Origin of the sequence: Streptomyces sp. NBC_01261 (assembly GCF_036226385.1) — a bacterium.
Classification (GTDB): Bacteria; Actinomycetota; Actinomycetes; order Streptomycetales; family Streptomycetaceae; genus Streptomyces.
The window spans coordinates 5,652,680-5,666,213 of the sequence record NZ_CP108463.1 but is presented as its reverse complement, the minus strand read 5'-3'; the positions used below and the strand labels follow the sequence as shown (position 1 = coordinate 5,666,213).

The 13,534-nt window shown below is 70.1% G+C and carries 14 protein-coding genes; 5 read left to right on the top strand and 9 right to left on the bottom strand.

The genetic code is table 11. The features are described from left to right. Nucleotides 1-23 precede the first annotated feature (23 nt). The 7 genes from OG226_RS24980 to OG226_RS24950 form a co-directional block, all read right to left on the bottom strand. A complete protein-coding gene (locus OG226_RS24980; protein WP_329350083.1) occupies nucleotides 24-926 on the bottom strand; it encodes an LLM class flavin-dependent oxidoreductase in 903 nt (300 codons plus the stop codon). A gap of 42 nt (nucleotides 927-968) precedes the next feature. After that, on the bottom strand, nucleotides 969-1,415 hold the full coding sequence (locus OG226_RS24975) for a hypothetical protein (RefSeq protein ID WP_329350082.1): 447 nt from the start codon (nucleotides 1,413-1,415) through the stop codon (nucleotides 969-971). Between the two features lie 69 nt (nucleotides 1,416-1,484). Next, the gene (locus tag OG226_RS24970; protein WP_328681579.1) at nucleotides 1,485-2,033 is read right to left on the bottom strand and encodes an RNA 2'-phosphotransferase; all 549 of its coding nucleotides are present in this window, start codon (nucleotides 2,031-2,033) and stop codon (nucleotides 1,485-1,487) included. A gap of 122 nt (nucleotides 2,034-2,155) precedes the next feature. Beyond that, nucleotides 2,156-3,070 (bottom strand): MerR family transcriptional regulator, encoded by a 915-nt coding sequence (locus OG226_RS24965; RefSeq protein WP_329353499.1) that lies wholly within the window; start codon nucleotides 3,068-3,070, stop codon nucleotides 2,156-2,158. A 128-nt stretch (nucleotides 3,071-3,198) separates the two neighbouring features. Beyond that, entirely contained in the window at nucleotides 3,199-4,086 is an 888-nt protein-coding gene (locus OG226_RS24960) for a metal-dependent hydrolase (protein WP_329350081.1), read from the bottom strand. Further along, complete coding sequence (locus OG226_RS24955; RefSeq protein WP_329350080.1) at nucleotides 4,083-5,840, bottom strand: SDR family oxidoreductase; 1,758 nt, start codon at nucleotides 5,838-5,840, stop codon at nucleotides 4,083-4,085. Before OG226_RS24955 ends, OG226_RS24960 begins: the two co-directional genes overlap by 4 nt. Then, complete coding sequence (locus OG226_RS24950; protein WP_328681585.1) at nucleotides 5,837-6,679, bottom strand: M24 family metallopeptidase; 843 nt, start codon at nucleotides 6,677-6,679, stop codon at nucleotides 5,837-5,839. Before OG226_RS24950 ends, OG226_RS24955 begins: the two co-directional genes overlap by 4 nt. A 246-nt stretch (nucleotides 6,680-6,925) precedes the next feature. On the opposite strand from OG226_RS24950, the gene OG226_RS24945 reads away from it, so the two are divergent. The 5 genes from OG226_RS24945 (at nucleotide 6,926) to OG226_RS24925 (ending at nucleotide 10,768) form a co-directional block, all read left to right on the top strand. Continuing rightward, nucleotides 6,926-7,912, top strand: a complete 987-nt coding sequence (locus OG226_RS24945) for an ABC transporter ATP-binding protein (protein WP_328686427.1) — start codon at nucleotides 6,926-6,928, stop codon at nucleotides 7,910-7,912. Next, on the top strand, nucleotides 7,902-8,810 hold the full coding sequence (locus tag OG226_RS24940) for an ABC transporter permease (RefSeq protein ID WP_329350079.1): 909 nt from the start codon (nucleotides 7,902-7,904) through the stop codon (nucleotides 8,808-8,810). Before OG226_RS24945 ends, OG226_RS24940 begins: the two co-directional genes overlap by 11 nt. Next, the gene (locus OG226_RS24935) at nucleotides 8,807-9,718 is read left to right on the top strand and encodes an ABC transporter ATP-binding protein (RefSeq protein WP_033285489.1); all 912 of its coding nucleotides are present in this window, start codon (nucleotides 8,807-8,809) and stop codon (nucleotides 9,716-9,718) included. Before OG226_RS24940 ends, OG226_RS24935 begins: the two co-directional genes overlap by 4 nt. A gap of 11 nt (nucleotides 9,719-9,729) precedes the next feature. Next, the gene (locus OG226_RS24930) at nucleotides 9,730-10,449 is read left to right on the top strand and encodes an ABC transporter permease (RefSeq protein WP_329350078.1); all 720 of its coding nucleotides are present in this window, start codon (nucleotides 9,730-9,732) and stop codon (nucleotides 10,447-10,449) included. Nucleotides 10,450-10,528: 79 nt separating this feature from the next. Next, complete coding sequence (locus tag OG226_RS24925) at nucleotides 10,529-10,768, top strand: SGM_3592 family protein (protein ID WP_328681594.1); 240 nt, start codon at nucleotides 10,529-10,531, stop codon at nucleotides 10,766-10,768. Nucleotides 10,769-11,078: 310 nt separating this feature from the next. On the opposite strand, the gene OG226_RS24920 is transcribed toward OG226_RS24925, so the two are convergent. Continuing rightward, entirely contained in the window at nucleotides 11,079-11,897 is an 819-nt protein-coding gene (locus OG226_RS24920; protein WP_329350077.1) for an HAD family hydrolase, read from the bottom strand. Beyond that, nucleotides 11,894-13,171: a serine--tRNA ligase gene (serS, locus tag OG226_RS24915; protein WP_328681597.1), complete on the bottom strand. Its 1,278-nt coding sequence runs from the start codon at nucleotides 13,169-13,171 to the stop codon at nucleotides 11,894-11,896. The genes OG226_RS24920 and serS overlap by 4 nt, the downstream gene beginning before the upstream one ends. Between the last annotated feature and the right edge of the window lie 363 nt (nucleotides 13,172-13,534).

Sequence of the window (13,534 nt, the reverse complement as noted above, 5' to 3'; positions counted from 1 at the left end):
CCGGCCGAGCCGCAGTGCCGGACTCAGCGGAGCTGTGTCGGAGCCTCCATGGCGATCTGCTCGAAGATCTTCTCGTCCGCGGCGAAGTCGGAGTCCGGGATGGGCCAGTGGATCACGAGGTCGGTGAAGCCCAGTTCCTGGTGCCGGCCCGCGAAATCGACGAAGGCGCCGAGGGACTCCAGCGGACGGCCGCGGTCCGGGGTGAACCCGGTGAGCAGGATCTTGTCGATCCCGGCCGCGTCCCGGCCGATCGCGGCGCAGGCGTCGGCCAGCTTGTCGACCTGGCCGCGAATGGCGTGAACCGACTGCTCAGGGGTGCCGTTCTCGAACAGTTTTGGGTCGCCGGTGGTCACCCACGCCTGTCCGTACCGGGCGGCGAGCTTCAGCCCACGAGGTCCGGTGGCCGCCACCGCGAAGGGCAGCCGGGGCCGCTGGACACACCCCGGGATGTTGCGCGCCTCGTGCGCCGAGTAGAAGTCGCCCTTGTACGACACCGAGTCCTCGGTGAGCAGCCGGTCCAGCAGCGGAACGAACTCCCCGAACCGGTCGGCACGCTCACGCGGGGTCCACGACTCCTGGCCGAGCGCGGTGGCGTCGAAGCCGGTGCCGCCCGCGCCGATGCCCAGGGTGACCCGCCCGTCGGAGACGTCGTCAAGCGAGATGAGTTCCTTGGCGAGGGTCACCGGGTGCCGGAAGTTCGGCGAGGTGACGAGGGTGCCCAGACGCATCCGCTCGGTCACGGCCGCGGCGGCGGTCAGCGTCGGTACGGCACCGAACCACGGGCCGTCCCGGAAGGTGCGCCAGGACAGGTGGTCGTAGGTGAAGCCGGTGTGGAAGCCGAGCTGCTCCGCGCGCTGCCAGGATTCGCGGCTCCCCTCGTTCCAGCGGCGGTACGGGAGGATCACGGTGCTCAGGCGCAGGCTCATGATTCCCAGGCTATGCGGCTGTCCGTGTTTCACGTGAAACCGTCACCGTATGCGGCTGTTCAGCCACGGCGTGAGCGCGATCATCGAGATCCACTCCTTGTGCGTCCGGTCGCCGGGCAGCGGGACGACCAGGTTGCAACTGGGCGGGAAACGGCGGGCCTTGACGTGGGCGTGGCCGTCGAAGACGGAGCGGAGGAAGGCGGGGACGTCGTCGCGGGCGATGTCGGGGCAGTCGATTCCCTCGATCGTGATCAGCGCGTCGTCCTCGGGATAGAGCCGCACGCTCACCCGGGGCAGTCCGCCGAACTCGGCGAAGGCCTCGTGCGGGAGTGAACCGTCCGGGTCCGTGGTGACGCCGAAGCCCGCGGAGGTGCGGCGGGAGGTCTGGTCGGCGCCGATGTCATGGGTGACCTCGATCTCCCGCGCGTACTCGGACGCGATGGCGCGGAGGGCGGTGACGGCGGCCTCGGTGCTGGGGAAGTGGTCCATATCGCTGATCATGCCGGGGGTGGCGCGGCCGGGGCCCTACCGGGGCGGTACTCCTCGGGCCGTGCGGGGTCAGTGAGGGGCGGGGAACCGCAGATACCGCACGGGTACGGACTCGGTGAGCCAGACCCCGTTCTCGCTGACCCGGAAGACATGGCCGTCCTTGTGCATCGCGCCCGCGTCCACGGAGAGCACGACGGGGCGGCCGCGGCGGGCGCCGACGCGGGTCGCGGTCTCCCGGTCGGCGGAGAGGTGGACGGCGTGGCGGTTCATGGGCCGGAGCCCCTCGGCCCGGATCGCGTCCAGGTTGCGGGCGACCGTGCCGTGGAAGAGGTACGGCGGAGGGGTGGCCGGGGGCAGTCCGAGGTCGACCTCGATGCTGTGGCCCTGGCTGGCGCGGATACGGGTGCCCTCGATCGCGAAGCGGCGTTTGTCGTTCGTGGCCACCACGTGGTCGAGTTCCGCGCGGTCGAACCGGAACCCGTGTGCGGCGCAGGCGGCGATCAGCGTGTCGATCTCGACCCAGCCGGCCTCGTCGAGGGTGAGCCCGATCCGCTCGGGCTGGTGGCGCAGATGCTTGGAGAGGTACTTCGACACCTTCACGGTGCGTCTTTCATCCATCCGGTCAGCATGACGGGAGAGACGTGGATCACGCACTTTATTTTGCGGCCGATGTTTGATCCACAACCAACTGTAGTTATCCACAGGGGAATTGGCGTTTCTGTGGACAACTCCCTGTCATGTCACCCCTGTTCGTCAAGATCGCCTGGGGGTACACCATTTGGCATGAGCGCATCCAACGCCCTTGCCCGCAGCTCCCGTTCGGCCGCCAGCGCGATGAACTCGCCCGCCTTCTCCGGCCCGACCAACCCCTCCACGGCCCGCATTGTCGTCTCAGGCACGGCCACGGAACGTGACGAGGACACGGGCCGCGACGACTCGGCGGCGCCGAGGTGTCGGCGAAGCGACCGGTTGGCGAACAGCCGCATCGCCCGGGCGAGTTCGGCGTCCACCGTCTGCTGCGCGAGGGGCCGCAGTCGTCGTACGAGCGAGGCCGCTTCGGTCGCGTCCGCGTCGGTCGGACGGTGCGAACCGTCGAGGTAGCGGGCGAAGACGTGCTCGGTGGTGAACTCCAGGAAACGGGCGGCGATGTGCTCGACCTGGACCCTCAACTCCCGCAGGTGGGAGGAGATCGCGGGCAGTGGGACCCCGGAGGCGTACAACTCGACGGCCACCGCCAGCTCTTGGGGGCTCGGCACGAGGAAGGAGTCAGGGTCTCCGGGGACCGGCTCCAGCACGCCGAGTTCGACGGCCTCGGCGACGGCCGCGTCGTCCGGGCTGCCGCCGAAGCGCCGCTCCAGCTCGGCACGGGAGATCCGCACCGCCTGCTCGTCGGTCCACGGCCCGTCCACCTCGGCGGCCAGCCCGAGCACCCCGCCCAGCCCCCGGCCCGTGTCCCAGGCGTCAAGCAACTCCTTGATGGACGCCAGGCCGTAGCCGCGGTCGAGCAGGTCCGCGATCTGCCGGAGCCGGGCGAGATGGACGTCGGCGTACACGTTGGCCCGGCCCCGCCGCTCGGGCCGGGGGAGCAGACCGCGGTCCTGGTAGGCGCGGATGGTCCGGACGGTGGCGCCGCTGAGATGCGCGAGGTCTTCTATGCGGTAGGCGGCTTCGCGGGGGCCGGGGTTGGGGACGGGGCCGGGGTTCTGGGCGGGGTTGGGGGCGGGACTTGAAGCGGAGCGGGAGCCGGAGCCTGAACCGGACCTGGCCCCACCCGTCCCCGACCTCACGCAACCCCCGCCCGTGCCGCCGGTGACCTCCGCAGGTACTCCACCGCCCGGTTCAACGACCCCTCCCGGGACGGATGGTAGGAGCGGCGCAGGTAGCGGGGGACGGCCGCGCCGAGTGAGCGCCAGGTGGGCAACAGGCCTTTGCGTACGGCCCTGTTGTGTTCGGCGAGCGAGTAGCGGACGCGGCGGGCGAGTTGGGGGTCGTGGCGTATCAAGTAGGCCGTGCCCCAGGCCCACAGGGAGAGCATCACGGGAGCCGTGACCGCCATGCCGGCGAGGCGGCGGGCGTAGCGGGGGAGGCCGTGGCCGCCGCAGTGCTGGAACATGTCGTAGGCGACCGCTCGGTGTTCGACCTCCTCGGCGCCGTGCCAGCGCAGCAGGTCGAGCATGATCTCGTCGGCGCCGGCCCGGTCGAGGCCCTCCGCGGTCAGGATCCAGTCGCCCAGTACCGCCGTGAACTGTTCGATCGCCGCGACGACCGCGAGCCGGAAGCGCAGCCACTCCCGCTCCGGTACCGGCGCGCCGAGCGGCGGGCGTGCGCCGAGGAGCCGTTCGAAGAGGAAGTCGACGTGCCGGGTGAAGTCCGTGGTGTCGAGCCGCTGGGCCGCGAGATGGTCCAGCACGTGCGCGTGCTGGACGCTGTGGGTGGCCTCCTGGCCCATGAACCCCTTGACGTCCGCGAGGAGTTCGGGGTCCCTGATCAGCGGCAGGCTCTCCTTGAAGACCTTCACGAACCACCGCTCCCCCGCCGGCAGCAGCAGATGCAGCACGTTGATGAGGTGGGTGGCGGTCGGCTCGTCCGGGATCCAGTGCAGAGGCGTGCGCGTCCAGTCGAAGGCGACCCGGCGCGGGGCGATCGCGTGGTGTTCGTGCGCGGAGGTCACAGCGGCGGCTCCAGGCGGGCCATCGCCCGCAACGCGCGCGGGGCGAACCGGGACATCAGATGGGCGCCGCGCGCCTCCGGGGTGACGGGCACGACGGCCTGGTTGCGTACGACGGCCCGCAGGATCGCGTCGGCGACCTTCTCCGGCGGGTAGTTGCGCAGCCCGTAGAGCCGCGCGGACTTCTTCTGGCGCCGTTTCTCCTCGGCGGCGTCGACCCCGGCGAAGTGCGCGGTCGAGGTGATGTTGGTGTTGACGAGGCCGGGGCATATCGCCGAGACGCCGATCCCCTGGCCGGACAGTTCCGCGCGCAGGCACTCGCTGAGCATCAGTACGGCGGCCTTGGAGGTGCTGTAGGCGGGCAGTGCCTTTGACGGCTGGAACGCCGCCGCCGACGCGGTGTTGACGATGTGGCCGCCCTGGCCGCGGTCGGCCATCTGTTTCCCGAAGAGGCGGCAGCCGTGGATCACGCCCCACAGGTTGACGTCCAGGACCTTCTTCCAGTCCTCCGGGGTGGTGTCGAAGAAGGAACCGGAGAGTCCGATTCCGGCGTTGTTCACCAGGACGTCCACCACGCCGTACTCGGCGGCGACCTTCGCGGCGAGCTTCTCCATGGCCTGCTCGTCGGAGACGTCGACCGTCTCCGCCCAGGCCTCGGGGGCGCCGATCAGCCGGGCGAGTTCGGCGGTGCGGGCCGCGCTCTCGGTGTCCCGGTCGACGGCCACCACGCGCGCGCCGGACTCGGCGAAGGCGAACGCCGTGGCCCGCCCGATGCCGCTGCCCGCGCCCGTGACCAGCACGAGCTGCCCGCCGAACCGCTCGACGTACTTGCCGGTCGCCGGCGTCGGCCTGGGGCGCTCGCCCTCATGGATGGTCACGAACTCCGTGATCCAGGAGGCCAGTTGGTCGGGGCGTGTGCGCGGGATCCAGTGCTTGGCGGGCAGCGTGTGGCGTACCGCCCCGGGCGCCCACAGCTCCAGTTCGTCGTAGAGCCGCTCCGACAGGAACGCGTCCCCCAGGGGCGTGACGAGCTGCACGGGCGCGTGCGCGTACGCGTCGGGGCGTGGCCTGCGCAGCCTGGCGCGGACGTTGTCCCGGTACAGCCAGGCGCCGTGGGCCGCGTCCGTGGGGAGCGAGGAGGTCGGGTAGTCGCCGCGGGGGATCTTCTCGACGCGCTCCAGGATCTTCGGCCAGCGCTTGCCCAGGGGGCCGCGCCAGGCGAGTTCGGGGAGCACGGGCGTGTGCAGCAGGTACACGTACCAGGACTTGGCGCCCTGGCCCAGGAGTTGGCCGACGCGGCGCGGGGTGGGCCGGGTCAGGCGCTTGTTGATCCAGTGCCCGAAGTGGTCCAGGGACGGCCCGGACATCGACGTGAAGGAGGCGATCCGGCCCACCGTGCGCTCGACGGTGACGAACTCCCAGGACTGCACCGAGCCCCAGTCGTGCCCTACGAGGTGCACGGGCCGGTCCGGGCTGACCGCGTCCGCGACCGCCAGGAAGTCGTCCGTGAGCTTCTCCAGGGTGAACCCGCCCCGCAGCGGTTCCGGTGCCGTCGACCGGCCGTGGCCCCGGACGTCGTAGAGCACGACGTGGAAGCGGTCCGCGAGCCGGGACGCGACCTCGGACCACACCTCCTTGCTGTCGGGATAGCCGTGCACCAGGACGACCGTGGGGCGCGAGGGATCCCCCAACTCGGCCACGCACAGCTCGACTCCACCCGTCCGCACCCAGCGCTCGCGCGCACCCTCAAGCGTCACTTGTCCTCCGCCCAGCGCCGCACGTGCGGCAGATCGTCGTCCAGCCAGAAGGCGCTCTGTTCTGGGTCCTCGGAGTCGGTGACGACGAGGATCTCCTCGAACTTGGCGCCCGTGCCCCGGAATCCGAGATGCGGTTCGACCGCCCACAGGCCGGGGTGCGGGGGATGGTCCGAGAAGCGGTACGGCGACCAGAGCGGCGACCAGCCGTCGCGGTGGCCGTGCAGCGCGTCGCTCGCGAGGCCCTTCAGGGACTGCGTGCCGAACCCGAACAGCCTTGGGGACCAAGGGCGTTCGGCGACCCGGTCGACCTTGTGCGCGATCACGCCGAAGGGGTAAGCGCGGTGCCGGTTGGCGTAGCCCTGGCGGACCATGAGGCGGTCCACGTCCTCGTAGATCTCGCGCAGCGGGCGCCGCTCGCGCACCTCGCGCAGGAGCAGCGCGCGGTGCGCCTCCAAGTCGGCCATCAGCCGGTCCTGCACCGGATTGGCGCCCAGGGAGCCCGAATACCCGATGTCGGCCGTGAAGCCCTTGTACACGGGGGCCATGTCCAGGATGAACGGCATCCCGGGCTCAAGACGGCGGCCCGTGGGGAAGAACTGCAGCGGCACCCGGAAGTCCGTGAACGCCGTGCGGTCGCCGAACCAGGCGAAGGGCAGATGGAACCAGTCGCTCACCCCCCGCGCGCGCAGCCACGACCGCTGCATCCGCGCCGCGTCGCGCTCGGTCACCCCGGGCTCCAGCCGGGCCGCGACGGCTTCGGCGCATTCGTACGCCAGCCGCTGGACCTTCCTGAACCCCCGCAGTTCCGCGGAGAGTTCGCGTGTCACCGCCGTAGTCATGCCACCGCCCCACCTGTCCACACCGACTGCGGTACGTGCTCGTAACTTGACACTCGTGAATGTGACAGTTGTTAGAGGCTGCGTCAATAGGCGTGATCTCCACCTGTGGACAACTGCGAGGGTGACGCCGCGTAGCTCTCAAGCAGGGGATCCCCTACGGACCCGTACGTCTGGAGTCTGACGTGAGGACAGCTCTGCGGGGTGACGACCGCAGTGGTCCGCGTCACTACCTTCGTAGACGTGACTGTGATCGCGACCGAAAGCCTGAGCAAGCGGTTCCCGCGGGTGACCGCGCTTGACCGGCTCTCCGTGGACGTCGGCCCCGGTGTGACGGGGCTCGTCGGTGCCAACGGAGCCGGCAAGTCCACCTTGATCAAGATCCTGCTGGGTCTGTCCCCCGCCTCCGAGGGCCGAGCCGAAGTGCTCGGCCTCGATGTCGCCACCAAGGGTGCCGACATCCGCGAGCGCGTCGGGTACATGCCGGAGCACGACTGCCTGCCGCCCGACGTCTCGGCCACCGAGTTCGTCGTCCACATGGCGCGCATGTCCGGCCTGCCGCCCACCGCGGCCCGCGAGCGCACCGCGGACACCCTGCGCCATGTCGGTCTGTACGAGGAGCGCTACCGCCCCATCGGCGGCTACTCGACGGGCATGAAGCAGCGCGTCAAGCTCGCGCAGGCCCTCGTCCACGACCCGCAGCTGGTCTTCCTGGACGAGCCGACCAACGGCCTCGACCCGGTCGGCCGCGACGAGATGCTCGGCCTCATCCGCCGCATCCACACGGACTTCGGCATCTCGGTGCTGGTGACCTCGCACCTGCTGGGCGAGCTGGAGCGCACCTGCGACCACGTGATCGTGGTCGACGGCGGCAAGCTCCTGCGCTCCAGCTCCACCACGGACTTCACCCAGATCACGACGACCCTGGCGATCGAGGTCACCGACACCGACGACCACCCGGACGGCAGCCGCGCGGTGCGCGACGCGCTCCGTGCGCGGGGGGTGGACACCCACGACAGCAGCGGCCTGCCGGGCGCGGGCCACGTCCTCCTCCTCACGGCCACGGGCGAGGAGACGTACGACGTGGTCCGGGACGTGATCGCGGACCTCGGCATCGGCCTGGTGCGCATGGAACAGCGCAGGCACCACATCTCCGAGGTCTTCACCGACACCGGCACCGACACGGGCGCCGGCCACGACGCAGAGCGGAAGGAGGCCGTAGGCCATGGCAATTGACCAGCCCCTGGTCCCCCAGCCGGGCGACCAGACCCGTATCCACAACATCGGCTACCGCCACTACGACGGCCCCCGCCTGGGCCGCGCCTACGCCCGCCGCTCCCTCTACTCGCAGTCCCTGCGCGGCTCCTACGGCCTCGGCCGCTCGGTGAAGTCCAAGGTGCTGCCGATGCTGCTGTTCGTGGTCATGTGCGTGCCCGCGGCCATCATGGTGGCCGTCGCGGTCGCCACGAAGGCCAAGGACCTGCCCGTCGACTACACGCGCTACGCGATCATCATGCAGGCCGTCATCGGCCTCTACGTCGCCTCACAGGCACCCCAGTCGGTCTCGCGCGACCTGCGCTTCAAGACCGTGCCGCTGTACTTCTCGCGGCCGATCGAGACCGCCGACTACGTGCGGGCCAAGTTCGCGGCCCTGGCCTCGGCCATGTTCATCCTGACCGGGGCTCCGCTGATCGTGCTCTACGTAGGCGCCCTGCTCGCCAAGCTGGACTTCGCCGACCAGACCAAGGGCTTCGCCCAGGGACTCGTCTCCGTGACCCTCCTCTCGCTGCTCTTCTCCGGCATCGGCCTGGTCATCGCCGCCGTCACCCCGCGCCGCGGCTTCGGCATCGCGGCCGTCATCGCCGTCCTGACCATCTCCTCCGGCGCGGTCTCCACCCTCCAGGCGATCGCCGACGCGCAGAACTCCACGAGCGCCATCCCCTGGATCGGCCTCTTCTCGCCCGTCACCCTCATCGACGGCCTGCAGTCGGCCTTCCTGGGCGCGACTTCGGCGTTCCCCGGAGGCGTCGGCCCCAGCCACGCGGAAGGCGTCGTCTACGTCCTCGCCGTCCTGGGCCTCATCGCCGCGACCTACGGCCTCCTGATCCGCCGCTACCGGAAGGTGGGCCTGTGACCACGCTCTCCATCGACCACGTCTCCCGCTGGTTCGGCAACGTGGTCGCCGTCAACGACATCACCATGAACGTCGGCCCCGGCGTCACCGGACTCCTCGGCCCCAACGGCGCCGGAAAGTCCACCCTCATCAACATGATGGGCGGCTTCCTCGCCCCCTCCACCGGCACCGTCACCCTCGACGGCCAGCAGGTCTGGCGCAACGAACAGATCTACAAGCACATCGGCATCGTCCCCGAGCGCGAGGCGATGTACGACTTCCTCACCGGACGCGAATTCGTCGTCGCCAACGCCGAGTTGCACGGCCTCGGCGCCAAGGCCGCCCAGAAGGCGCTGGCCACGGTCGAGATGGAGTACGCGCAGGACCGGAAGATCTCCACATACTCCAAGGGCATGCGGCAGCGCGTGAAGATGGCGTCCGCCCTGGTCCACGACCCCTCGCTCCTGCTCCTCGACGAGCCCTTCAACGGCATGGACCCGCGCCAGCGCATGCAGCTCATGGACCTGCTGCGGCGGATGGGCGACGAGGGCCGCACCGTGCTGTTCTCGTCCCACATCCTCGAAGAGGTCGAGCAACTCGCCTGGCACATCGAGGTGGTGGTGGCCGGCAGGCACGCGGCCAGCGGCGACTTCCGCAAGATCCGCCGCCTGATGACCGACCGCCCGCACCGCTACCTGGTCCGCTCCAGCGACGACCGCGCCCTCGCGGCCGCGCTGATCGCCGACCCGTCGACGTCCGGCATCGAGGTCGACCTGGCCGAGGGCGCGCTGCGCATCCAGGCCGTCGACTTCGGCCGGTTCACGGTCCTGCTGCCCCGGGTGGCCAAGGACCACGGCATCCGGCTGCTCACGGTCTCGCCGTCGGACGAGTCGCTCGAATCAGTCTTCTCGTATCTCGTCGCGGCGTAGGAGGCCAAGAGATGTACGACCCCACAGTCGCCCGACTCACCTACCGGGCCCTGCTCGGTCGGCGCCGGGCCCTCATCCTGGGCGCCCTGCCCTTCCTGCTGATCATGATCTCCGTGGTGGTGCGGGGCCTCACCGGCGCCGACGACCAGACCGCGGTGGACGTCCTGGGCGGGCTCGGCCTCGCCACGATGGTGCCGATCATCGGCGTCATCGCGGGCACCGGCGCGATCGGACCGGAGATCGACGACGGCTCCGTGGTGTACCTGCTGTCCAAGCCGCTGAAGCGGCCCACGATCATCTTCACCAAGCTGATCGTGGCGGTCGCCGTCACCATGGTGTTCTCGGCGGTCCCCATGCTGATCGCCGGCCTCATCCTCAACGGCAACGGCCAGCAGATCGCCGTCGCCTACACGGTGGCCGCCCTGGTCGCCTCCATCGCCTACGCGGCACTCTTCCTGCTGCTCGGCACGGTCTCCCGGCACGCGGTGGTCTTCGGACTCGTCTACGCCCTCGTCTGGGAAGCCCTGTTCGGCTCCCTGGTCGCCGGCGCCCGCACGCTCAGCGTCCAGCAGTGGTCCCTGGCCGTCGCCCACAAGGTCGCCGGCGGAGACCTGGTCACCTCGGACGTCGGACTGACCACGGCCACGGTGTTCCTCGTCGTGGTCACCGCGGGAGCCACCTGGTTCGCCGGGCAGAAGCTGCGTTCGCTGAAGCTCGCCGGCGAGGAATGACAGGTCCTGATCTTGACGGGGGCTTCATCTCCGTCCGGGCACACTGGGCAAAGAGGACGGACGGCTAGGAGGAACGGGGATGGCCGGAGAGGCGACGTACGGCGGCGGTCAGGCGGAGTCCGGGGACGGCTGGGACAAGCTGGTCCTGGACGACGACTTCGTACGGTCCGCCGAGACGGCCGAGCCGTCCGCCCGCGCGCGGATGCTCGCGGCGCGCTGGCGTGCCGAGTCCCCCGAGCCCCAGCCCTGGCGCTCGGACGAGCCCCCCGCGGGGTGGTTCTTCAGCAAGGCGCGGCGGCGGAAGTGGCGGCGGCGGTAGGCGTCGCACGGCCGCGCTTTTATTCGGTGGCGTCCAACTCGGCGTACAGGCACAGTTGTTGTGTCGACGCCGGATCAGCCGGCGCCACTGACTGGGAGAGGAGCTGGACGATGTCGATGCACGACAGGACGTCCAACTCCCTTCAGGGCAGCCCGCGGCGGTCTCCGGAGTAGTTACCCTCCGTCGAGTCGCCCACCACGGGGAGCTGCCCGGGGCGGCCGCTTCGAGCACGCGACTCATTATCGCGTGGGCCGCCCTCCCTTTCGCCCTCGCTATCGGGGGCATTCTGTGCTGGGGCGGTTGCCCACACCTACGCGAGCAACCGCTCCAGCACCACCGCGATCCCGTCCTCCTCATTCGAAGACGTCACCTCGTCCGCCACCGCCTTGAGCTCCTCATGCGCGTTGGCCATCGCCACCCCGTGCGCCGCCCACGCGAACATCGCGATGTCGTTGGGCATGTCGCCGAAAGCGATCGTGTCGGCGGACCTCAGGCCCAGGCGGCGGGCCGCGAGGGACAGGCCCGTGGCCTTGGAGAGGCCGAGCGGGAGGAGTTCGACGATGCCCGCGCCGGCCATCGCGACCGAGACGAAACCGCCCGCGGCCAGCTGTGCCGCCTCGGCGAGCCGGTCGTCCGTGAGGGTCGGGTGCTGGATGTAGATCTTGTTCAGCGGCGCCGCCCACAGCTCGGACACGTCCGAGAGCGGCGTCGACGGCAGCGTGCCCGTCACCGCGTACCCGTCGCCGACCAGCACCTCGCCGTCCAGGCCGTCCCGGCTCGCCGCGAGGTACAGCGGGCCGACCTCCGCCTCGATCTTGGCGAGCGCCACCCCGGCCAGTTGGCGGTCCAGGGTGACGGAGGTCAGCAGGCGGTGCTCCCCGGCGTCGTAGACCTGCGCGCCCTGGCCGCAGACCGCGAGGCCGTCGTAGCCGAGGTCGTCGAGGATGTGCCGGGTCCAGGGGACCGCGCGGCCCGTCACGACGATGTGGGCCGCGCCCGCCGTGGTGGCCGCGGCGAGGGCTTCACGGGTGCGTGTCGAGATCGACTCGTCGGAGCGCAGAAGCGTTCCGTCGAGGTCGGTCGCGATCAGCCGGTAGGGGAACCCCCCGGAGGCAGACGCAGTGGTCACTTGGCGACCGGCGTCAGGAACTCACGGCCGCCCAGGTACGGACGCAGCACCTCGGGCACGCGCACGGAACCGTCGGGCAGCTGGTGGTTCTCCAGGATCGCCACGATCGTGCGCGGTACGGCGCACAGCGTGCCGTTGAGCGTGGCCAGCGGCTGGACCTTCTTGCCGTCACGCAGGCGGACGGACAGCCGGCGGGCCTGGAAGCTGTCGCAGTTGGAGGCCGAGGTCAGCTCGCGGTACTTGCCCTGGGTCGGGATCCACGCCTCGCAGTCGAACTTGCGGGACGCGGACGAGCCCAGGTCGCCCGAGGCCACGTCGATGACCTGGAAGGGCAGTTCGAGGGCGGTGAGCCACTGCTTCTCCCAGTCCAGGAGCCGCTGGTGCTCGTTCTCCGCTTCCTCGGGGAGGACGTACGAGAACATCTCGACCTTGTCGAACTGGTGCACGCGGAAGATGCCACGCGTGTCCTTGCCGTATGTCCCGGCCTCGCGGCGGAAGCACGGGGAGAAGCCCGCGTAGCGCAGCGGCAGCTTCTCCGCGTCGAGGATCTCGTCCATGTGGTACGCGGCGAGGGGGACCTCGGAGGTGCCGACGAGATAGAAGTCGTCCTTCTCCAGGTGGTACACGTTCTCCGCGGCCTGGCCGAGGAAGCCGGTGCCCTCCATGGCGCGCGGGCGGACCAGCGCCGGGGTCAGCATCGGGATGAAGCCGGCCTCCGTGGCCTGCGCGATCGCCGCGTTGACGAGCGCCAGCTCCAGGAGGGCGCCGACGCCGGTGAGGTAGTAGAAGCGCGAACCGGAGACCTTGGCGCCGCGCTCGACGTCGATGGCGCCGAGCGCCTCTCCGAGCTCCAGGTGGTCCTTGGGCTCGAAGCCCTCGGCGGCGAAGTCGCGGATCGTGCCGTGCGTCTCCAGGACGACGAAGTCCTCCTCGCCGCCCACGGGCACGTCCGGGTGCACGAGGTTGCCGAGCTGGAGCGCGAGGCGCTTGGTCGCCTCGTCCGCCTCGTGCTGCTCGGCGTCGGCCGCCTTGACGTCGGCGGCGAGCTGGCCCGTCTTCTTGAGCAGCTCGGCCTTCTCGTCGCCGGAGGCCTTGGGGATGAGCTTGCCGAGCGCTTTCTGCTCGGAGCGCAGCTCGTCGAAGCGGACGCCGGACGACCTGCGCCGCTCGTCGGCGGACAGGAGAGCGTCGACGAGCGCGACGTCCTCTCCACGGGCGCGCTGGGAGGCGCGCACACGGTCGGGGTCCTCACGGAGCAGGCGAAGGTCAATCACGCGGAACAGGCTACCGGTGCGGAGTTCCGGCTCACGACTCGGTATTCCGAACTATGGCTTACGTCCAGTTATGGGGTAATTGCGCAGAGTGTTCTCGGGTGGCGGCGCATGTCAATGAAAAGGCGTCCCGCTCCCTGGAACGGGGCAGCCGCGAGGCGGCCTGTTGACCCGAATCCCTTGTGGGAAACGGGACTTGAGGTCGCGGTTGTCCACAGGAATCCACATCCCGGAAGAGTTATCCACAGGGTGTGCGAAAGATCTGTGGACATCGAAAACGATCATTTCCAAAAAGTTTCGCGCGACGGGTATTTCCTGTCCTAAACGCACCTCCCACCCACTTTCGGGTGGAAATGCGTCGCTCCA

Excerpts from the sequence above, each read along its gene's own strand:
- OG226_RS24980 (WP_329350083.1), bottom strand. The coding sequence starts at position 926 with ATGAGCCTGCGCCTGAGCACCGTGATCCTCCCGTACCGCCGCTGGAAC.
- OG226_RS24975 (WP_329350082.1), bottom strand. The coding sequence starts at position 1,415 with ATGGACCACTTCCCCAGCACCGAGGCCGCCGTCACCGCCCTCCGCGCC.
- OG226_RS24970 (WP_328681579.1), bottom strand. The coding sequence starts at position 2,033 with ATGGATGAAAGACGCACCGTGAAGGTGTCGAAGTACCTCTCCAAGCAT.
- OG226_RS24950 (WP_328681585.1), bottom strand. The coding sequence starts at position 6,679 with ATGACTACGGCGGTGACACGCGAACTCTCCGCGGAACTGCGGGGGTTC.
- OG226_RS24940 (WP_329350079.1), top strand. The coding sequence starts at position 7,902 with ATGGCAATTGACCAGCCCCTGGTCCCCCAGCCGGGCGACCAGACCCGT.
- OG226_RS24930 (WP_329350078.1), top strand. The coding sequence starts at position 9,730 with ATGTACGACCCCACAGTCGCCCGACTCACCTACCGGGCCCTGCTCGGT.
- OG226_RS24925 (WP_328681594.1), top strand. The coding sequence starts at position 10,529 with ATGGCCGGAGAGGCGACGTACGGCGGCGGTCAGGCGGAGTCCGGGGAC.